Origin of the sequence: Pseudosporangium ferrugineum, assembly GCF_003002065.1 — a bacterium.
GTDB classification, from domain to species: Bacteria; Actinomycetota; Actinomycetes; order Mycobacteriales; family Micromonosporaceae; genus Actinoplanes; species Actinoplanes ferrugineus_A.
In genome coordinates, this window is the sequence record NZ_PVZG01000014.1 from 1 (window position 1) to 17,597 (window position 17,597).

The 17,597-nt window shown below is 71.1% G+C and carries 17 protein-coding genes, 1 tRNA gene and 1 pseudogene; 11 read left to right on the forward strand and 8 right to left on the reverse strand.

Features of this window, described 5'->3' with window-relative positions:
- Positions 1-407, reverse strand: a pseudogene (locus tag CLV70_RS26300) (hypothetical protein); the annotation flags it as partial.
- Positions 408-833: 426 nt separating this feature from the next.
- Between CLV70_RS26300 and CLV70_RS26305 the strand changes: the two are divergent.
- Positions 834-1,268 carry a DUF6907 domain-containing protein gene (locus tag CLV70_RS26305; protein ID WP_146164160.1) on the forward strand — a complete coding sequence of 145 codons (435 nt, stop codon included), beginning with the start codon at positions 834-836 and terminating at the stop codon, positions 1,266-1,268.
- Positions 1,269-1,366: 98 nt separating this feature from the next.
- On the opposite strand, the gene CLV70_RS26310 is transcribed toward CLV70_RS26305, so the two are convergent.
- From CLV70_RS26310 to CLV70_RS26325, 5 genes are all read right to left on the reverse strand, one after another.
- The gene (locus tag CLV70_RS26310; RefSeq protein ID WP_106129294.1) at positions 1,367-2,206 is read right to left on the reverse strand and encodes an IS5 family transposase; all 840 of its coding nucleotides are present in this window, start codon (positions 2,204-2,206) and stop codon (positions 1,367-1,369) included.
- Between the two features lie 300 nt (positions 2,207-2,506).
- Positions 2,507-2,761 (reverse strand): type II toxin-antitoxin system RelE/ParE family toxin, encoded by a 255-nt coding sequence (locus CLV70_RS40485; protein ID WP_211303900.1) that lies wholly within the window; start codon positions 2,759-2,761, stop codon positions 2,507-2,509.
- Between the two features lie 148 nt (positions 2,762-2,909).
- A tRNA-Ile gene (locus CLV70_RS26320) sits at positions 2,910-2,983 on the reverse strand.
- Between the two features lie 48 nt (positions 2,984-3,031).
- Positions 3,032-3,196, reverse strand: a complete 165-nt coding sequence (locus CLV70_RS40165) for a hypothetical protein (protein WP_170148663.1) — start codon at positions 3,194-3,196, stop codon at positions 3,032-3,034.
- A gap of 139 nt (positions 3,197-3,335) precedes the next feature.
- Positions 3,336-4,604: an NAD(P)/FAD-dependent oxidoreductase gene (locus tag CLV70_RS26325; protein ID WP_106129486.1), complete on the reverse strand. Its 1,269-nt coding sequence runs from the start codon at positions 4,602-4,604 to the stop codon at positions 3,336-3,338.
- A 194-nt stretch (positions 4,605-4,798) separates the two neighbouring features.
- On the opposite strand from CLV70_RS26325, the gene CLV70_RS26330 reads away from it, so the two are divergent.
- The gene (locus CLV70_RS26330; protein WP_245908475.1) at positions 4,799-5,428 is read left to right on the forward strand and encodes a GNAT family N-acetyltransferase; all 630 of its coding nucleotides are present in this window, start codon (positions 4,799-4,801) and stop codon (positions 5,426-5,428) included.
- On the opposite strand, the gene CLV70_RS26335 is transcribed toward CLV70_RS26330, so the two are convergent.
- A complete protein-coding gene (locus tag CLV70_RS26335) occupies positions 5,329-5,679 on the reverse strand; it encodes a TraR/DksA family transcriptional regulator (RefSeq protein WP_106129296.1) in 351 nt (116 codons plus the stop codon). The two genes, CLV70_RS26330 and CLV70_RS26335, sit on opposite strands and share 100 nt — an antisense overlap.
- A complete protein-coding gene (locus CLV70_RS26340) occupies positions 5,676-7,028 on the reverse strand; it encodes a hypothetical protein (RefSeq protein WP_106129297.1) in 1,353 nt (450 codons plus the stop codon). The genes CLV70_RS26335 and CLV70_RS26340 overlap by 4 nt, the downstream gene beginning before the upstream one ends.
- A 217-nt stretch (positions 7,029-7,245) precedes the next feature.
- Here CLV70_RS26340 and CLV70_RS26345 point away from each other — a divergent pair, with 217 nt between their 5' ends.
- The 9 genes from CLV70_RS26345 to CLV70_RS26385 all read left to right on the forward strand — a co-directional run bounded on the left by CLV70_RS26345 (position 7,246) and on the right by CLV70_RS26385 (position 17,595).
- A complete protein-coding gene (locus CLV70_RS26345; protein ID WP_106129298.1) occupies positions 7,246-8,439 on the forward strand; it encodes an acyl-CoA dehydrogenase family protein in 1,194 nt (397 codons plus the stop codon).
- A gap of 53 nt (positions 8,440-8,492) precedes the next feature.
- Positions 8,493-10,130, forward strand: coding sequence for a peptide ABC transporter substrate-binding protein (locus tag CLV70_RS26350; protein ID WP_211303890.1), 1,638 nt, complete (start codon positions 8,493-8,495; stop codon positions 10,128-10,130).
- 66 nt (positions 10,131-10,196) lie between these two features.
- Complete coding sequence (locus CLV70_RS26355) at positions 10,197-11,537, forward strand: SidA/IucD/PvdA family monooxygenase (protein ID WP_106129299.1); 1,341 nt, start codon at positions 10,197-10,199, stop codon at positions 11,535-11,537.
- Positions 11,534-11,905 carry a cupin domain-containing protein gene (locus tag CLV70_RS26360; RefSeq protein WP_106129300.1) on the forward strand — a complete coding sequence of 124 codons (372 nt, stop codon included), beginning with the start codon at positions 11,534-11,536 and terminating at the stop codon, positions 11,903-11,905. Before CLV70_RS26355 ends, CLV70_RS26360 begins: the two co-directional genes overlap by 4 nt.
- Positions 11,902-13,461, forward strand: a complete 1,560-nt coding sequence (locus CLV70_RS26365) for a class I tRNA ligase family protein (protein ID WP_106129301.1) — start codon at positions 11,902-11,904, stop codon at positions 13,459-13,461. The genes CLV70_RS26360 and CLV70_RS26365 overlap by 4 nt, the downstream gene beginning before the upstream one ends.
- Positions 13,458-14,570, forward strand: coding sequence for an NAD(P)/FAD-dependent oxidoreductase (locus CLV70_RS26370; RefSeq protein WP_211303891.1), 1,113 nt, complete (start codon positions 13,458-13,460; stop codon positions 14,568-14,570). Before CLV70_RS26365 ends, CLV70_RS26370 begins: the two co-directional genes overlap by 4 nt.
- Positions 14,571-14,597: 27 nt before the next feature.
- Positions 14,598-15,899 (forward strand): ATP-grasp domain-containing protein, encoded by a 1,302-nt coding sequence (locus CLV70_RS26375; protein ID WP_106129302.1) that lies wholly within the window; start codon positions 14,598-14,600, stop codon positions 15,897-15,899.
- Positions 15,896-16,246, forward strand: coding sequence for an avidin-fold protein (locus tag CLV70_RS26380; protein WP_106129303.1), 351 nt, complete (start codon positions 15,896-15,898; stop codon positions 16,244-16,246). The genes CLV70_RS26375 and CLV70_RS26380 overlap by 4 nt, the downstream gene beginning before the upstream one ends.
- Complete coding sequence (locus tag CLV70_RS26385) at positions 16,243-17,595, forward strand: FAD-binding oxidoreductase (RefSeq protein WP_106129304.1); 1,353 nt, start codon at positions 16,243-16,245, stop codon at positions 17,593-17,595. Before CLV70_RS26380 ends, CLV70_RS26385 begins: the two co-directional genes overlap by 4 nt.
- Positions 17,596-17,597: the final 2 nt, after the last annotated feature.

Here is a 17,597-nt window from a genome sequence, read left to right on the forward strand (position 1 = left end):
ACAGCCTGCTCCACCACCAGGTCGGTCAACTGCCGCGGACCGAGAGACTGCACGGCCCGCAGAAAGTCCGCACGCTCCGGCTCGACCGGTCCCGCGCCATGCGGCCTGCCCGCAGCAGAGAACCTGACGCCCGCCTCGAACGCGGACAATGCCACTGCGACAGCATGGGCACAGAAGTCGTCCTCAACAGGCCCGACCTCGCAATCGCAGTCCCCGATCAATGCCTGATCGACCACACCAACCCACGGCTGGAACCGGATCCCGTCATCGCGGACCACCGCCCGAGCACTGCCACCCACCGCTTCCAGGTCTCCCACGCCTTCATCCCGGAGCAATCGCTCAGCAGCACCGACCACCTGCGCCGAGATCGAACTGCGAAACGCGGAAACATCGATACGAACTGCCACGTGCGCCGACGATACCGCCACCGCCTTGAAGCAGAACAGAAGCGCGGAACCCGACCATCTCCTCGAACCGTGAGCCATCCATGCCGACTGCCAGAACCAGGCGAACTGTCGACCGGAGACCCGACCGACGGTTCGCATGCAAGATCAACGCGGGCCGGACGTTGCACCATGCGAACCGCCCCATCGGCGTTCCGGGCGCCCCACTGCCGGGGCGTTTTACCAGCTCAAGGGCGTGTGAGCGATCCGATGGCCGGCTGTGAAGACCTCGCCACTCATCTCCGACAGCCAGCGGACGTCTCCTCATTTCAGCATGACGAGGGACGCTTCCGACCGAGCTGGTGTCGCGTAGCCGACTCATTCCACCCGGCGCGGCGCCTTGACCCGTCTCGTTGAGTTGAGTGACCGCAACACGAGAGGAATCAGCAGATGGACTCGGACGATCGTTTCACTCAAGGATTCAAGGCTGGAGCTGCGCTGCACGTTGGGCGCTTCCGTACCGGAACTGGAGGGCGCCCGTTCTGGCAGGAAGCGCCGTGCCCGACCTGGTGTGCCGAGCAGCACTCGGACGGCGAGATGTATGACGACCGCTCTCACTTCACCGACGAGGAATCGGTGACGCTGTCGACCGAGCGGTTCACCGGATCCGGCCCTTCGGAACTGCGGCTGAGCCTATGGCAGCACTACCGCGAGCAAGAGCCGCGACTCTCCCTGCACAAAGACGAATCTCACGGCATCTACCTCACGCTGTCCGAGGCAATCCGGCTGTCGGAGGCACTCGCGCAGCTTGCCACGGTCGCTATCGAATCGGCCGAACCGCCTACTTCCGAACGCCCTAAGCGCGCACTCAAGTCAGCCGCGTAGGCAGTTGGGTGTGCCGCATTGACTCCGGCGGCACACCCAGACTTCGGGAGGGTGCTGAACTGTTGACTTCAGAGGGCATTCGATTTGTACTTGATCTACTAGTACGTCCCTCTCCAGGTTGGTGTTGTTTCGTCTGTTATCCGGCGGCTGACGTTGTCGATCATCGCGATGTGGATCATGGCTTCGGAGCTGCTCGGGCGGGTCTCGTAGTCACGGGCGAGCCTGCGATGCAACATCAGCCAGCCCAGGCTCCGTTCGACCACCCAGCGGCGTTTCACGACATGGAAGCCCCGGGTTTCGGTGTTGCGCGGCACGATCTCAGCGTCGATACCGAGCGTGGCGGCATGTTCGACGAACTGGTTCTTGAAGCCGGCATCCACCCAGGTCTTGACGACGGTGGGGTAGGCGGCTTTGAGCTGGTCCAGGGCTTGGATGCCGGCACGGTTCTCGGTCACGGACGCGGCTACGACGATGACCACCAGAAGGAGCCCCAAGGTGTCTGTGACTACGCTGCGCTTACGGCCGACGATCTTCTTCGCGGCGTCGGTTCCCTGCGTCGAGGTCGGTGGGTTGCTGGACGTCTTCACGCTCTGTGTATCGATGACGGCGGCGGTGGGCTGCGGATCGCGGCCGGCTTTGACTCGCGCCAGGGCGGTCAGATCGACGTTGAGCTGCGCGAAGATGCCTTCGTCGCGCCAGGCGGCATAGTAGTAGTACACGGTGGTGTGTGGCGGAAAGTCATGGGGAAGGTACTTCCACGGGATCCCTGTCCGGTTGACGTAGAAAATGGCGTTGAGGACGTCGCGGACGTCGGTGCGGGCCGGCTCTCCGGTGGGCCGCCGATCGAGGCGGGCCTGCTGCCAGGCGGTCAGGGTCGGTCCGATCAGCGCCCAGCGGGCGTCGGAGATGTCGCTGGGGTAGGCGCGTCGAGCGGTCACGGTAGAGATCTACTCTGGACGGAGCCGCGAGGCCTGCTGTCGACATGAGCGGCGATTCAGGGTCATATCTATGTCAGACGGAATCCGCAGCGCATGTCAAGATTAAACAGGCGCGAACTCGCCCACCAGCAGGGTGGCATATCGCAACTCAACTGGCTTATAGCATGAATAGGATGCTCCGCAAAAGGTTCATAGTAGGACACCATTTCATTGAATGCCCTCTGAGTTCTCCCTCCGCTTTCTCTCCGCAGCGAGCCAACCGTCGTACGCGGTCTCGGCAATCGGAATCGCCGTCCGGTATCACCGAGTCCAATCGCCAGCCTTATTCCCAGCCACCAACAGCACCGCCTGCGACCAGGGATCGAACACGAACAACATCCGGATCGCGACGTCCCGGCCCGACCTCGGCCGAAGCTCCTTGAGGTTGCCGATGCTCGATCCCTGCAACGTGTCGACCAGCGGGCGTCCCAGACCTGGCCCGACCTCAGCGAGCATGTCGATGGCAACGTTCACCGAACGGTAGACGTCTGGGTCGGACTGCCGGAGTGCTCGCAGCTATTCCCGCACGTCATCGGTGGTCTTGATCGACCATCGACGCGGTGAACCCTCAGGCATGACCTGACTATAGCTCGGACTAAACAGCAGGTATGCGATTTGCGCAATGCATCAGTTGACCTGCACGGAGTTGCAGGTCGACGAGTTGTGGGGCGGGCGGGACTCGAACCCGCGACCGAGGGATTATGAGTCCCCTGCTCTAACCCACTGAGCTACCGCCCCCGTACCGGCGGCGATCCTATCTCGCGGGGTCCAGCCCAAGCCAGCGATCTATCGTCCGGGGGCTTCCGGCGGCGTGTCTGTGAGCTGCTCGCCCGTGTCGTTGACCAGGGTCGGGGCCATGCTGCCGCCGTGGGCTTCCTGGGCGGGGTGGTCGTCGGCCGGGTCGCCGGGGGTCGGGCGGGGGTCCTGCTCGGCGGGCTGCTTCTCGTCCATGGAGACCCATTACCCACCGGAGCCGGGATCAGGCCGCCCGCCGGAGCGGGGGTCAGGCCCACCGAAGCCGGGATCAGGCCCGCCGGAGCGGGGATCAGGCCCACCGAAGCCGGGATCAAGCCGCCCGCCGGAGCGGGGATCAGGCCGGCGCGCCGGCCATTGCGCCCAGGGAGGCCAGCACCGCGCCTGCCGTGCGCCAGCCGCCGGCCAGGGCGCCCTGGATCGACGGGCTGTCGCGGTGGTCGCCCGCTATGAAGAGGCCGTCGCCCAGGGTTACCGGTTTGCGGAGGTGGGACTGGGGTGGTGGGGCGGCGGGGAGGGCGTGTGGGATGGGTACCACGCTCAGAAGGTCCCAGTCGTCGGTCGGGACGCCGTACATGCGGGCCAGTTCTACGCGGATCACGGTCTCGGAGGCCTCTGAGGGGGCTGCTACGCCTACCGTCGACGCTGCGATCAGGGATTTTCCGGCTGGGGCGTATTCCGGGGCCGCGTTGGACATGACGATCGTGTTGGCGATGATCTCGCGGCGGTCGCCGTCCAGGAGGAGGGTGGGTTCGTCGAGGGGTGCGTGGGGGGCGCCGAAGTAGTAGGTGGTCAGGCCGCGCATGTCGGGTCTCGGGAGCTTGGGGAGCAGGTTCGACGCCGTCACCGGGTCGGTGGCCACGATCGCTGCGCGGCAGCGGATCTCGCCGGCCTCGGTGACGACCCGGCCCGGCGTGACGGCCACGGTGGGTGCGTTGACCAGGAGTTGGGGGTACGGGAGAGGGCCCGCGACCGCCGCCGGGAGCATGGCCATGCCGTTCGCCGGCACTCCGATGCGGCCTCGGGCGAACGAGCGGAGCACCATCGCCAGCACGTGGCTGGAGGTGTCCAGGGCGCGGTCGGCGAACACGCCCGACAGGAAGGGCCGGAGCACCTCCTCGATGATCCGGTGCGACAGGCCCGCCTTGCGCAGCGCCTCCTGGGCGGTCAGTTCCGGGGCTTCCAGCAGCCTGGCCGGCGGGTACGTCGCACACCGCGTGGCCAGCGCCGCGAACCGGAGGCGGTCCGCGAGGGAGCCGACGCCGCTGCTCAGGGCCTGCGGGGCGGCCATCGGGTCGCGGAGCGGGTTCTCGAGCCGGTGCAGCCGGCCGCCGCGGCGCACGAGAACGCCGGGCGTGAAGTAGCGCATCTCCAGCGCGTCGACGTCGACGAGCGCGGGCACCCTCGGGTACGCCGTGTTCAGCACCTGGAAGCCGCGGTCGAGCCGCCAGCCGTCGATCACGTCGGTGGCGACCCGGCCGCCGAGGCGGTCGGCGGCCTCCACGAGCAGCCATTCGACGCCGGCCCGGTCCAGCCGCCGGGCAGCGGCCAGCCCGGCAAGACCGCCGCCGACGATGACGACGTCCACCTCTACCGGTTGCGACACGGGCACCTCACAGGGGGACGAACGACGCAGGCCTCAGACTAACGGCGGACGCCGCCCCCGGCAGAGGAACGAGGGACTAACGGCGGACGCCGCCCCGGGCAGGGGAAAGCCGGGCAGGGGAAAGCCGGGCAGGGGAAAGCCGGGCAGGGAAAGCCGGGCACAGGGACCCGGCGCAGGGAAACGTGAGGAGAGCTGTGAGGGTGGAGATCGAGCTGCTGAGTCCCCGGGCCGCGACCGACGCCGGGCTGGTGGCCGCGCTGACCGCCATGGTCAACCGCGCGTACGCCGACGGCGAGCAGGGGCTCTGGCGCGACAGCGTGCCCCGCACGTCCGAGGCCGACCTGGCCGGGCTCATCGCGCTCGGGGAGATCGCCGTCGCCCGGCTCAGCGGAGACCTCGCCGGTCTCGTACGCGTGCAGCAGCTCTCCCCCACCCTCGGCGAGTTCGGCCTGCTCGTCGCCGCGACGGAGCACAAGGGCGCCGGGGTGGGGCGGGAGCTCGTGCGTTTCGCCGAGGATCGGGCGCGCGGCCTGGGGCTGCCCGGCATGCAGCTCGAACTGCTCGTGCCCCGGACCGGCAGCCATCCGGTGAAGGAGTTCCTGCGCGCCTGGTACACCCGGCTCGGCTACCGGGAGGCCGGCAGCGGTGAGCTCGCCGACGCGCATCCGCAGCTGGCGCCGCTGCTCGCCGTACCGTGCACGTTCTTGATCTTTCGGAAGGACCTTCAGCGACGGCCGGCGCAACCGACGCAGGTGCGTGCGGACGGCCGGGCCGCGAGCCGTTCGGGCGGGATGGGCCGCCCGCAGTCCTCGCAGATGCCGTAGGTGCCCTCGACCCAGCGGGCCAGGGCCGAGTCGAGCTCGGTGAGCTGCCGCCGGGTGGCCTCGAGGACGGCGGTGAGCTGGGCCCGTTCGAACGCGATCGTGGCACCCTCGGGGTCGTGCTCGTCGTCGGCGTTGGACGACCGGGACGCCTCGAAGAGCCCGCGCAGGTCGGCTTCGAGCGCGGCGAGCTGCGCCTCCGCCTGGTCGCGCAGCCGCCGCAGGGATTCGTACGCGTCCGGCTCGGGGGTCATTGTCTTCCGAGGAGTGCGTGGCGCGCGTCCTCGAGGAATTCGGGGATGGTCCGCAGATTGGCCACGATCGGGTACGGGCTGAGCCTCATGAACGACCAGGGGTTGATGAGGCCGATGACGGCGATGGCGGCGCCCGCCGCGAACACCGTGAAGAACAGCACCTTGAGGGTCACGAACTTGCTCGCCAGGATCGGGTACAGGAAGAAGAACAGCAGCGGCAACAGCGGGACGAACCAGCGGATGCTGTAGCTCCATCCGCTGTAGTTGTTCGAGTAGAGCAGGTAATACGCGACGATGGGGACGGTTACCGCACAGACCACCCGGGCCTCGCGGTGGAACGGACGGCTGCCGCCCAATTCCCGCACCAGCAGCGGCAGCGCCAGGAACAGCAGCGGGTTGTAGAGCAGGAATCCGCGCCGGCCGATCAGGGCGTGGTACGTGTATTCGGCGAGGAACGCGCCCTGGTTCATGCCGGCGCCGGTGAGCGCCTGCGGTTTCCACGGCGTTCCGGGGTACTGGAAATACGACGTGACCAGCTGCACGGGCACCAGGCTGCCGGAGATGCGGTAGTTCACCAGCAGCGCCGGGATCGCGGTGAGCGGCAGCGGCAGCAGGTACCAGGCGGCGTGGGAGCGCAGCCGCTTGTCGGCGAGAACGTAGAGGAAGAACCCGCCGAAGACGGCGAGGATCGGCACGTCGGAGCCGCCGGCGAGGGCGAAGAACAATCCGGCGGCGAACAGGCTGCGCCCCTTGCGGAGGCCGTGCCGGGCCCGCAGCACGAAATAGAAGCCGATCGCCACCCAGGAGGCGGCCAGCGAATGGTTGTTGAACGTGGCGGACCAGGTGAAGTAGAGCGAACCGACGCCGAGCGCCAGCGTCAGCCAGATCCGCATCCGGTCGCTGAGCGGCGTGACGGTGAGCGACCGGTAGAAGGCGATCAGGCCGATCAGCCAGAGCACCTTCACCGTCAGCAGGGTGATGACGTAATAGGCCAGGTTCCAGCCGTAGCCCAGCTTCACCCCGAAAGCCGACAGCGGATAGTAGACGGCTGCCCCGATCAGCGACGGCACCGCCAGCTTGTCGGAGTAGAAGTGGCCGTCGATGAAGACCTTGTCGCCCGTACGGTGAAAGACGGATTGATCGATCGACAGGGTGTGGAAGTCGACCAGCGACTGGATGGTCGCCATCCGGCTGGCGTCGCTCCAGCTGTTCACGGTCGGCAGGACGGTCACGATGCCGAGGATCGCCAGCCCGGCGAACACCCACAGCGCGGCGCGTGACACGGGCGCCCAGGAGGACGGCCGGCCGGCGTCGACGGCGCGCTCGACGGCTTCCGAGGTCTCGATCATGCGTCCCGCTTCCACCAGGGCCGCGACGTTCGCGACCCGGGGATGATAGCCAGCCCGTTCCAGTTCCGGCCGCCGCCGGCCCGGCCCGTCGATGGACGGCCGTTGATTTTCTCTGGTGGCCAACGGTTTCTGACAATCACGCGCGCTGGTTGCAATGGTTCCGGCTCGCCGGACGGACCACTTCCGGCGGTCGCGAACCGTGAGGAAGTGATGCGTGATGACAGCAGTGGACCTGCGGGAGGCCGCGCCCTCGACCGCCGCCGAGATCCTGCGCCGCGCCCGGGACCTGGCGCCCGCGCTCCGGGAGCGGGCCGACGAGATCGAGCGGGCCCGGCGGCTGCCGCCGGACGTGGTCGCGGCGCTGCGGGCCACCGGCGTCTTCCGGATGGGCTTCGCCCGCGACCTGGGCGGCCCCGAACTCGACTCGATCGCGCAGACCGAGGTGATCGAGGCGTTGTCCTACGGCGATCCGGCGGCCGGGTGGTGCGCGATGATCGGCTCGGACACCGGCCTGTACGCCGCGTTCCTGGACCGGGACGTCTCCCGGCGCATGTTTCCCAGCCTGGACATGGCGACCGCGGGGCTGCTGTTCCCCGGTGGCCGCGCGGACGCCGTCGACGGGGGCTGGCGGTTGACCGGCCGCTGGAAGTTCGGCAGCGGCGTGACGCACGCCGACTGGGTGGTCTCCGGGGCGTTCCGCTTTCGCGACGGGGTTCCCGAGCCGGGCCCGGGCGGCGTGGGGCAGGGCTCGATCCTGCTGATGGTGCCGCGCGCGGACGTCGAGGTGCACGACACGTGGCACACGACCGGGCTGGCCGGCAGCGGCAGTTGCGACTACACGATCACCGATGTGTTCGTGCCGGCCGAGCACACCCTCTACTTCTCGGAGGTCCGCAGCGGGACGGGCGTGCTCGCCCAGCCCGAGGTGCACATGCGCAACATGCCCGGGGTGGCGCTCGGCGTCGCCCGGGCCGCGCTCGATCACGCCCGGGAGACCGCGCTCGCCGCGGGCCGGGCGGAGGACTACCGCACGCAGACCATCCTGGCGGACTGCGAGGCCGACTTCGCCGCCACCCGCCACGCGGTGTACGGCGCGCTGCGCCGCCAGCACCAGGTTCTCACCGCCGGCGGCACGCTCGAGGACCTGACCGCCCTGGAACGGGCCGCGCTGCCCCTGTCGCGCCGGCACGCGTTCCGTACGGCCCGGTCGATCGTGACCCGCCTCTACGACCTGGCGCAGACCTCCGCGATCTACCGGCCCTCGCCGCTGGACCGCTGGCTGCGTGACACCGCCACGATGTGCCAGCACGTCGTGGCGCAGGACCGGATCCTGCAGACCGCCGGCGCCCATCTGCTCGGCGCCCGGCCCTCGTTCCCGCTGGCCCTCGGCATCACCGCCGTCCAGCGCTGATCCACCCCATCCCGTACGTCCAGCCCCTTCCCGTACGTCGAAAGAGGAGAACCATGCGAAGGCTCCCGGCCGCCCTGTGCGCGGCCACCGCGACGATGGCGGTCCTGCTCAGCGCGTGCACCAGCGGCGGCGAGACGCCGGAGGCACCGGCCGCCACCGACGAGAACGCGGTGATCACCTACAACCTGACCGAGCCGGCGAACGCCCTGCTGCCCGGCGACACCACCGAGGTCGGCGGCATGGCCGTGGTCGGCGAGTTGTTCCGCGGCCTGATCGAGTACGACGCGGCCACCGCGGCGCCGCGCAACGCGGTCGCCGAGTCGATCACCAGCCCGGACTCCCGGGTGTGGACCGTCAAGCTCAAGCCGGACTGGCTGTTCCACGACGGCACCCGGGTGACCGCGAAGAGCTTCGTCGACTCCTGGAACTACACCGCGTACTCCCCGAACCTGATGAAGAGCGCCAGCTACATGGCCCACATCGAGGGCTTCGACCGGGTCAACAACGCGACGCCGGACGGCAAGCAGCCGGCCACGCCGCCGCCGGCGAAGGAGATGTCCGGCCTGAAGGTGGTCGACGACCGGACTTTCACGGTGACGCTCGGTGCCCCGTTCTCGGGCTTCGGGCTGCAGGTCGGCTTCGCCGCGTTCTTCCCCATGCCGGAGAGCTTCTTCGCCGACCGCAAGGCGTACGAGCAGCATCCGGTCGGCAACGGGCCGTTCGAGTTCGTCTCGTACACCAGGGGCAAGAACCTCGTCGTCAAGCGCTTCGACAAGTTCAGCGGCGAGCGCAAGGCGCGGATCGGCGGCATCGAGCATCTGTTCTACACCGATCTCGACAAGGCGTACGCCGACGTGCTGGCCGACAAGCTGGACTACCTGTCGTTCACGCCGTGGACCGCCTCGCAGGGCAACAAGATCGCGACCGACCTGCCCGAGTCGCGCCGCAAGGCGTACAAGTACCTGGGCTACCAGGCGATCGCGTTCCCGTTGTTCGACAAGCGGTACGCGAACCGGCAACTGCGGCAGGCGATCTCCATGGCCGTCGACCGGCCCGCCCTGATCCAGCAGATCTTCAACGGCACCCGGGTGCCCGCCGACGGCCTGGTGCCGCCGAACGTGCAGGGCTACGTGCCGAACCAGTGCGGGGAGCTGTGCACGTACCAGCCGGAGAAGGCGAAGAAGCTGTTCGACACGACCGGCTTCCGGGGCCCGATCACGCTGGCGTCCAACGTGGACTCCGGCAACCGGGAGTGGGTCGAGGTGGTATGCCGGCAGATCTCGCAGACGCTGAAGCACCCGTGCGTCTTCAAGCCGCAGACCACGCTGGGCGAGCTGCGCAGCGCCCTGAACAACCGGTCGATCCGCGACCTCTACCGCACGGCCTGGGTGGGCGGATACCCGTCGATCGAGAACTTCCTCAACCCGCTCTTCCGTACGAACGGCGCGTCGAACGTCGGCCAGTACTCGAACCCCCAGGTCGACGCCCTGCTCACCCGGGCCGACAACGCGCCCTCGGCCGAGCAGGCGTACTCGCTCTATCAGGAGGCGGAACGCCTCGCCCTGCAGGACATGCAGACCGTCCCGATCTGGTATCAGGCGGCCACCGCCGCCTGGTCGACGCGGCTGCGTGACGTGCAGCCGACGCTCTTCCGCGAACTCGACTTCCTCGGCGTGACCGTCAGCAAGTAGTCCCGCGTCCCGGTCGTGCGGCGCGCCGGTTCCGGTGCGCCGCACCCCAGAAAGAAAGGTACGCCCATGACCGTCCACGACGTGGATATCGCGATGATCGGCGCCGGCCCCTCCAACCTCGCGCTGGCCGTCGCCCTCGAGGAGTGCGGCTCGCCCGAGCTGGCCGCCGGCGCCCGGATCCTGGAGCGCCACGACGACGTGAAGTGGCAGCGGAACCTCCTGCTGCCCTGGACCCGCAGCCAGGTGTCCTACGTCAAGGACCTGGTGACGCTGCGGAACCCGCGCAGCCGGTTCTCGTTCCTGAACTTCCTGCACGAGCGCGGCGAGCTGGACGAGTTCGTCAACCTCGGCACCTTCAACCCGTTCCGCTGGCAGCTGTCGACGTACCAGCAGTGGGTCGCCGACAACCTGGAGCACGTCCGCATGCGATACGGCGCCGACGCCGAGCAGATCCTGCCGGTGCACAGCGAGGAGGGCGCCATCGTCGGCTTCGCCGTGTCGCTGTCCGACGGCGACACGGTGATCTGCCGGGACCTGGTGTTCGGCGGCGGGCGGGACGCGTTCGTGCCCGAGGTGTTCCGCGGCCTCCCGGACGAGCGCGTCGTGCACAGCACCCGGTACGGCAGCCGGGTCGGTGCCGCCCGCGAGCTGGCCCGCCCCGGGCAACCGCTGCGTCCGGTGGTCGTCGGCGGGGCGCAGAGCGCCGCCGAGATGTTCATGGCGCTGCACGAGGACGCCCCGGGCTCCTCCCCCACGATGCTGCTGCGCTCGATCGGCCTGAAGGACTACCAGACCAGCAAGTTCGTCAACGAGCTGTTCTTCCCGTCGTTCGTGGACGACTTCTACGCGATGCCGCCGAAGGCGCGCGCCCGGGTGCTCGACGAGATGCACCTGACCAACTACGCCGGGCTCGCCCCGCCGTTCCTCGACGAGCTCTACACGATGATCTACCGGCAGCGGATGCTCGGCCGGCCCGTCTCGGCCGTTCGCCCGCTCACCGAGGTGGTCGCCGCGCGGGTCGAGGCGCTGCCCGGCGGCGGCGAGGAGGTCGTGCTGGAGGTGCGCGACCTGCGCTGCGACGCCGTCGAGGAGGTGCGCTGCGACGCGGTGTTCCTGGGCACCGGCTTCGACCCGCGGATGCCGGCCATCGTCCGCCGCCTGGCCGAGGCGGTCGCCCTGCCCGAGATCACCGTCAACCGCGACTACCGGGTGGATCTCGGCGCGGGCGCGACCGGCGGGCTGTATCTGCAGGGCGTCAACGAGGCCACCCACGGCATCTCCGACTCGCTGATCAGCGTGCTGGCGCAGCGCTCGGCCGACATCGCCCGGGACATGATGGCGCGCCGGGACGCCGACCGGGGCGCCGGCCGGCTCGCCTCCGGGCAAGCGGTGGTGATGCCGGTATGATCGACGTCCGCCGCCTGGACCGCGAGCGCCTGGAGCCCGCGTACGGACTGCTCGGCCAGCGGCTGCTCCCCTGGCCCGCGCTCAACGCCCCGTTCGAGGGTGCCTGGTGCGTCCTGCGCGCCGGCACCGGGTCCACCCCGCACGCCCACCACGAGTACGAGATCTTCATCGCCGTCTCCGGTGCCGCCGAGGTGGTCGTGGGCGACGAGCGGCGCCCGTTCGTCGCCGGCGACGTCGTCCGGCTCCCACCGGGGACCCCGCACCAGGTCGTCAACGACGGGCCGGACGACTTCGAGTACTACGGCGTCTGGTGGGACGCCGAGATGGCGGCGTCCTTCGTCGCCCGGCACGAGGCGGGCCCGCGGTGAGCACCCGCCGCACGCTGATCGTCACGCCGGCCCCGACCGCCAACGGCGACCTGCACCTGGGTCACCTCGCGGGCCCGTTCCTCGCCGCCGACGTGCACACCCGGTACGCCCGGTCGCGGGGCCGCGAGGTGCTGCTGGGCACCGGCTTCCAGGACACCTCGACGTTCGTCGTCACCACCGCGCACCGCCGCGGGGTCGGCCCGGCGGAGCTCGTGGCCACCTCGGCGCGGGAGATCGCCGCCACGCTGGCGGCGATGGGGATCCGGGTCGACGGCTACACCGGCGACGACGACCGGTTCACCAAGTGGGTGGTCGACTTCCTGGGCCGGGTGTACGCGGCCGGCCGGCTCGAGCTGCGGACGCTGAAGTTCCCGTACTCGCCGCGGTCGGGGCAGTTCCTGGTGGACGGCTTCGCCGCGGGCGGCTGCCCCGAGTGCCTGGCCGAGGGGTGCGCCGGGCTGTGCGAGAGCTGCGGGCACCTGGTGGCGGCGGGCGACCTGCTCGACGTCCGCAACGCGCTGGACCCCTCCGACCCGGTGACCATGCGCGAGGCGCGGGTGCTGGTGCTGCCCGTCGAACGGTACCGCGACCGGCTGCGCGCCCATTTCGCCGCGAACGCGGGTGGCCTGCGCCCGCACATGGCGCAGGCGATGGACGCGATGCTGTCGCGGCCCCTGCCGGACTTCCCGGTGACGTACCCGATCTCGTGGGGCATCCAGGTGCCGTTCGCCGAGGTCGCCGGGCAGGTCGTCAATCCCAACGCCGAGGCGATGGCGTGGAGCATGCACGCCACGGCGCTGGCGGCCGAGAGCCGGGGCGTGTCGGTCGCCGGCGAGGACGGGCTGTGGCTGGCGGGCGGCGGGTCGGAGATCGCGTACTTCCTCGGGTTCGACAACATCTTCCCGTTCGCGGTCGCCGGCCCGGCGATGCTGATGGCCTTCGACGGCCGCTACGAGCTGCCGGCCCGCTACCTCACCAACGAGTTCTACGAGCTGGACCACCAGAAGTTCTCGACGAGCCGGGGGCACGTGGTGCGCGGGCGGGAGCTCGCCGCCCGGGTGCCCCGGGACCTGATCCGGTTCTACCTGGCGGCGACCAGCCCGGAGCACCAGCGCACCAGCTTCGGCCACGACGCGCTGGCCCGGATCACCGAGCTGCGCCTGGTGGCACCGTGGAACCGGGTCGCCGAGCGGGTGAACCGCTGGGCCGGCCGGGGGCCGTTGCCGGTGCCGGCCCGCTCGCGCCGCGCCGCTGCTCGGATGACCGAGCGGTTCGCCGGCTCGTACGAGCTGTGCGGGTTCAGCCTGAACCGGGCCGCCGAGGCGATCACCGACCACCTGGCCCGGCTCGACGCGCGGCGGGTCACCGATGACGCGGAGGCCGGCGGCTTCTGCTTCGAGGTGCTCACGCTCGTACGGGCAGCCGCCCCGATCCTGATCGATCTGGCGGCCGGGGTCCTGGGCCCCGACCCGGACGACGGCCCGGATCCGGCCGCGGTCACCTCGGTGACGCCGGGCCCGCTGCCGCTGCTCACACCGGCGGGAGCGGGACGATGAGCGGGGACGCCCGGGGGCTGGGCGGGGCCCGCGACCGGCTGCGCGTCGTGGTGGTCGGCGCCGGCATCACCGGGCTGCTGGCCGCGATCCGGTGCGTGCAGGCCGGGCACCGCGTCGTCGTGCTCGAGCGCGGTCCCGTGCCGCATCCCGAGTCGACGTCGTTCGACCAGCACCGGGCGCTGCGCGCGCTGACGGCGGGCGATCCGGCCGCGACCGGCCGGACCGCCCTGCTGCACCGGCGCTGGCAGGAGCTGGACGCCCTGCTGCGCGACCACCTGTCGGGTGTCCCCCTCTACCGGCGGGTCGGGGTGCTGACCGCCCTGCCCCGCGACGAGGTGCCCGCCGCCGTGGCCACCGCCGAGGCCATCGGGCTGCCGCTGCGGGTGGCCGACCCGGCCGCCTATCCGCACATCGGCTTCCCGGCGGGCACCGCGGTGGTGCTCGAACCGCACGCCGGCGTCCTGCTGGCCGACCGCATCCTGCGCGCGGCGGTCCGCTGGCTGCGGCACCACCCGCTGGCCGACCTGCGGCCCGGCCGGGAGGTGGTCGCCGTGCGGCCGGACAGCGGCGAGGTCCGGCTGGCCGGCGGCACGACCGAGACCGGCGACGCGGTGCTGGTCGCTGCCGGGCCGTGGTCGGCGGGCCTGCTCGACCTGCCGGTGACCCTGCACCGGCAGACCATGGTGTACCTGCGGCCGCCGGGCGAACTCGTCCGCACCTGGGCGGTCACGCCGATCGCGGGCGGGATCGGCACGGACGGCCGGTCCTGGCTCCTGCCCGCGGTGACCGGCACCCTCGTCAAGATCAGTACGGACGCCGCCCGCCGCGAGGTGGCCGAGCTGTCCGAGGGCGACCGGGGCGACTGGGCCGCCCGGGTGCTCACCGCCGGCATCCTGGCCGACCCGGAACGGTACCGGGTCGTGCTGGTGCGGCACTGCCACTACGCCACCTCCGACGGCGGCGGCACCGGCTTCGTCCGGGTCGGGCCCGCGGTCTGGGCCCGACCGGCCAGCGGCGGCGACGGCTTCCGCACCGCGCCGCACGCCGTCGACGCGATCGCCGGCGAACTCGCGGGCCGCGGCGCGGGCGTCGCGGCCTCCCTCTCCTGATATCCGATCCGACCCGAGGACACCGTGATGACAGACAGGAATCCGGGCGCGCTGCTCGTGATCGGCAGCGGCCTCAAGCTCTACCGGGAGTACATCGTGCGGGCGGTCGCCCGGCGGGCCCGCGAGGCCGGCCTGCGGCTGGTGCTGATCAACAACCTCCGGCCCACCTGGCAGCGCGAGCACTTCGACGACATCACCGTGGTCGACGTGTTCGACCACGACCGGCTCCGGGGAACCGCCCGCGAGCTGGCCGGCCGCTTCACGATCACCGGCCTGATGTGCTGGGACGAGCCGCTGGTGATGCCCGCCGCCGAGCTGGCCGCCGAGTTCGGCGTGCCGGGCCTGAGCATCCCGGGGGTGCAGGGCTGCCGGGACAAGCACAGCTCCCGCACCCGGCTGACCGCGGCGGGGCTCCCGCAGCCCGGCTTCGCCCTCACCACCGGCCTCGACCAGGCCCGCCGGGCCGCGGCCCGCATCGGCTACCCGGTCGTGGTCAAGCCCCGGGCGCTGGGCGCCAGCATGGGCGTCTCGCTCGCGGCCGGCGAGCGGGAGCTGGCGTACGCGTACCGGATCGCGCACGAGGCCAGCCTCGTCGGCGACGCGCCCTACCGCGGCGGCGCGATCATCGAGGGCTACGCCGACGGGCCGGAGATCAGCATCGACGGGGCCGTGCACAAGGGCGAATACCTGCCGATGTTCCTGGCCCGCAAGACCACCGGCCTGCCGCCGTTCTTCGAGGAGCTGGGGCACGTGGTCGACGCCGCGGACCCGCTGCTGCGCGACCCCGTGCTGCTGAAGACGCTGGAGACCGCGCACCGGGTCCTGGGCATCGAGGACGGCATCACGCACACCGAGGTGCGGCTCACCGCGGACGGGCCGGTCATCATCGAGGTCAACGGGCGCCTCGGCGGCGACCTCATCCCGTACCTGGGCCAGGTCGCCACCGGCATCGAGCCCGGCAGCGTGCTCTTCGACATCGCCACCGGCCGGCGGCCCGACCTCACCACCACGGCCTCGGCGGTGGCCGGCATCCGGTTCGGCTACCCCGGCCAGGACTGCACCGTACGGTCGATAGCCGTACCCGCGGAGGCACCGGGCCTGATCCTCGCGGCCGGCATGGTGGAGCCGGGCACCGTGCTGCGGCTGCCGCCGGGCGGCTACATCGCCCGCCATTCCCTGGTGGTCTGCTCGGCGCCGGACCCGTCGTCCTGCGCGCAACGGCTCACCGACGCGGCGGCGCTGGTCGAGGTCGACGCCGACCCCGTCGACCCGCCGCCGGCCGGCACGCCGCTGACCATGCCCGCCGGACTGCTGGACGTGGACGCATGAGAATCGACTACGACGGCCGCCGGTTCCAGGCCCTCCACGGCGGCGACGGCACCTGCGCCGAGTACCGCCAGCGCGGCGACCTGGTCTGGGCCGTGTTCGAGGGCGGGCACGTGCGGCGCGGCACGATCACCGGCACCTGCGACGACGAGGGCGTGCTGCGGCTCGCGTACACGATGGTCCTGCACACCGGCGAGGTGATCGCGGGGCACAGCACCAACACCCCCCAGCGGCTCGGCGGCAGGCTGGTGCTGCGCGAGGTCTGGCAACGGTACGGCGAGCACGCCGCGACCGGGGTGTCGTACCTGGAGGAGATCCCGGCGCCGGAGCCCGCGGGAGCCCCGCGATGAGGTGGGCGTCGCTGGCGGCGGTCGCCGGCGGCCGGCTGCGGCTGGCCGGCGACCCCGGTGCCGCCGAGGCCGGCTCGGCCCTCAACCAGCGGTACGCCACGACCCGGCCCGCGGCGGTCCTGTCGGTGACGCACGCCGGCGACGTCGCCGGGGCCGTGCGCTGGGCCCGCGAACGGTCGGTGCCGCTGACCGTGCGCGGCGGGGGCCACAGCTACGCGGGGTACTCCGCCTCCGCCGGGCTCGTGCTGGACCTGCGCGAGCTCCGCGGCGTCCGGTTCGACGAGGGCACCGGGCACGTCACGGTGGGCGGCGGCGCCTCGATGAACACGCTGTACGCCGCGCTGCGGCCGTACGGTGTCACCTTCCCGCTCGGCAATTCCGGCACGGTCGGGATCGGCGGCCTGACCCTCGGCGGCGGCGTCACGACGATCTCCCGCGCCCACGGCCTCACCTGCGACGCGCTGGTCTCGACCGACGTCGTCCTGGCCGACGGGAGCACGGTGACCGCCTCGGCGCGGGAGCACCCGGACCTGTTCTGGGCGTGCCGGGGCGGCGGGGGCGGCAACTTCGGCGTCAACACCGCGTTCACGTTCGCGACCCGGCCCGCACCGGCCGGCTCGACCTGCCTGGTGCTGTGGTCCTGGCCGTACGCGATCGAGGTGCTCGCCGTGCTGCAGGAGATCATGCGGGACGCGCCGGACCGCTTCTCGGCCCGCATCGGCATCGCCCGCTCGTCCGGCGACGACGGCGTGGTGTCAGTCGTCGGCCACCACCTCGGGCCCGCCGAGGAGTTGCGGGAACTGCTGGCACCCGCCTTCGCGGCCGCCCGGCCGGAGCGCGCGGACATAGCCGACCGGGACTTCTGGGAAGCGGCGCGCTATCTGCACCACAGCAGCGTCGGTGGCGCGTTCGCGGTGCGGACCCGCTGCACGCCCGAGGCTGTCGGCCACGACGGGCTGGCCACGCTCGTACGGGCGGTGGAGAAGTGGCCCGGCAGCGGCAATCCGGACGGGGCGGGCGCCGCGCTGTTCGCGTGGGGCGGGGCGATCAACCGCGTGCCGGTCGACGGCACCGCGTTCCCGCACCGGAACGCCCGGTTCCTGCTCAGCCTCGACACGTCCTGGGCGCGCACCGATCCGGCGGAGGTCGTCCGCGCCAACCTGGACTGGCTGCACGCCCTGTACGCGGACACCGGCGAGTTCGCGCCGGACGCCGCGTACGTGAACTTCACCGACCCCGACCTCGAGGGATGGCGGCGGTCCTACTACGGCCCCAACGCCGAGCGCCTCGCCGAGGTCAAGCGCCGGTACGATCCCGGCCGGTTCTTCGCGTTCCCGCAGGCGGTGTGACG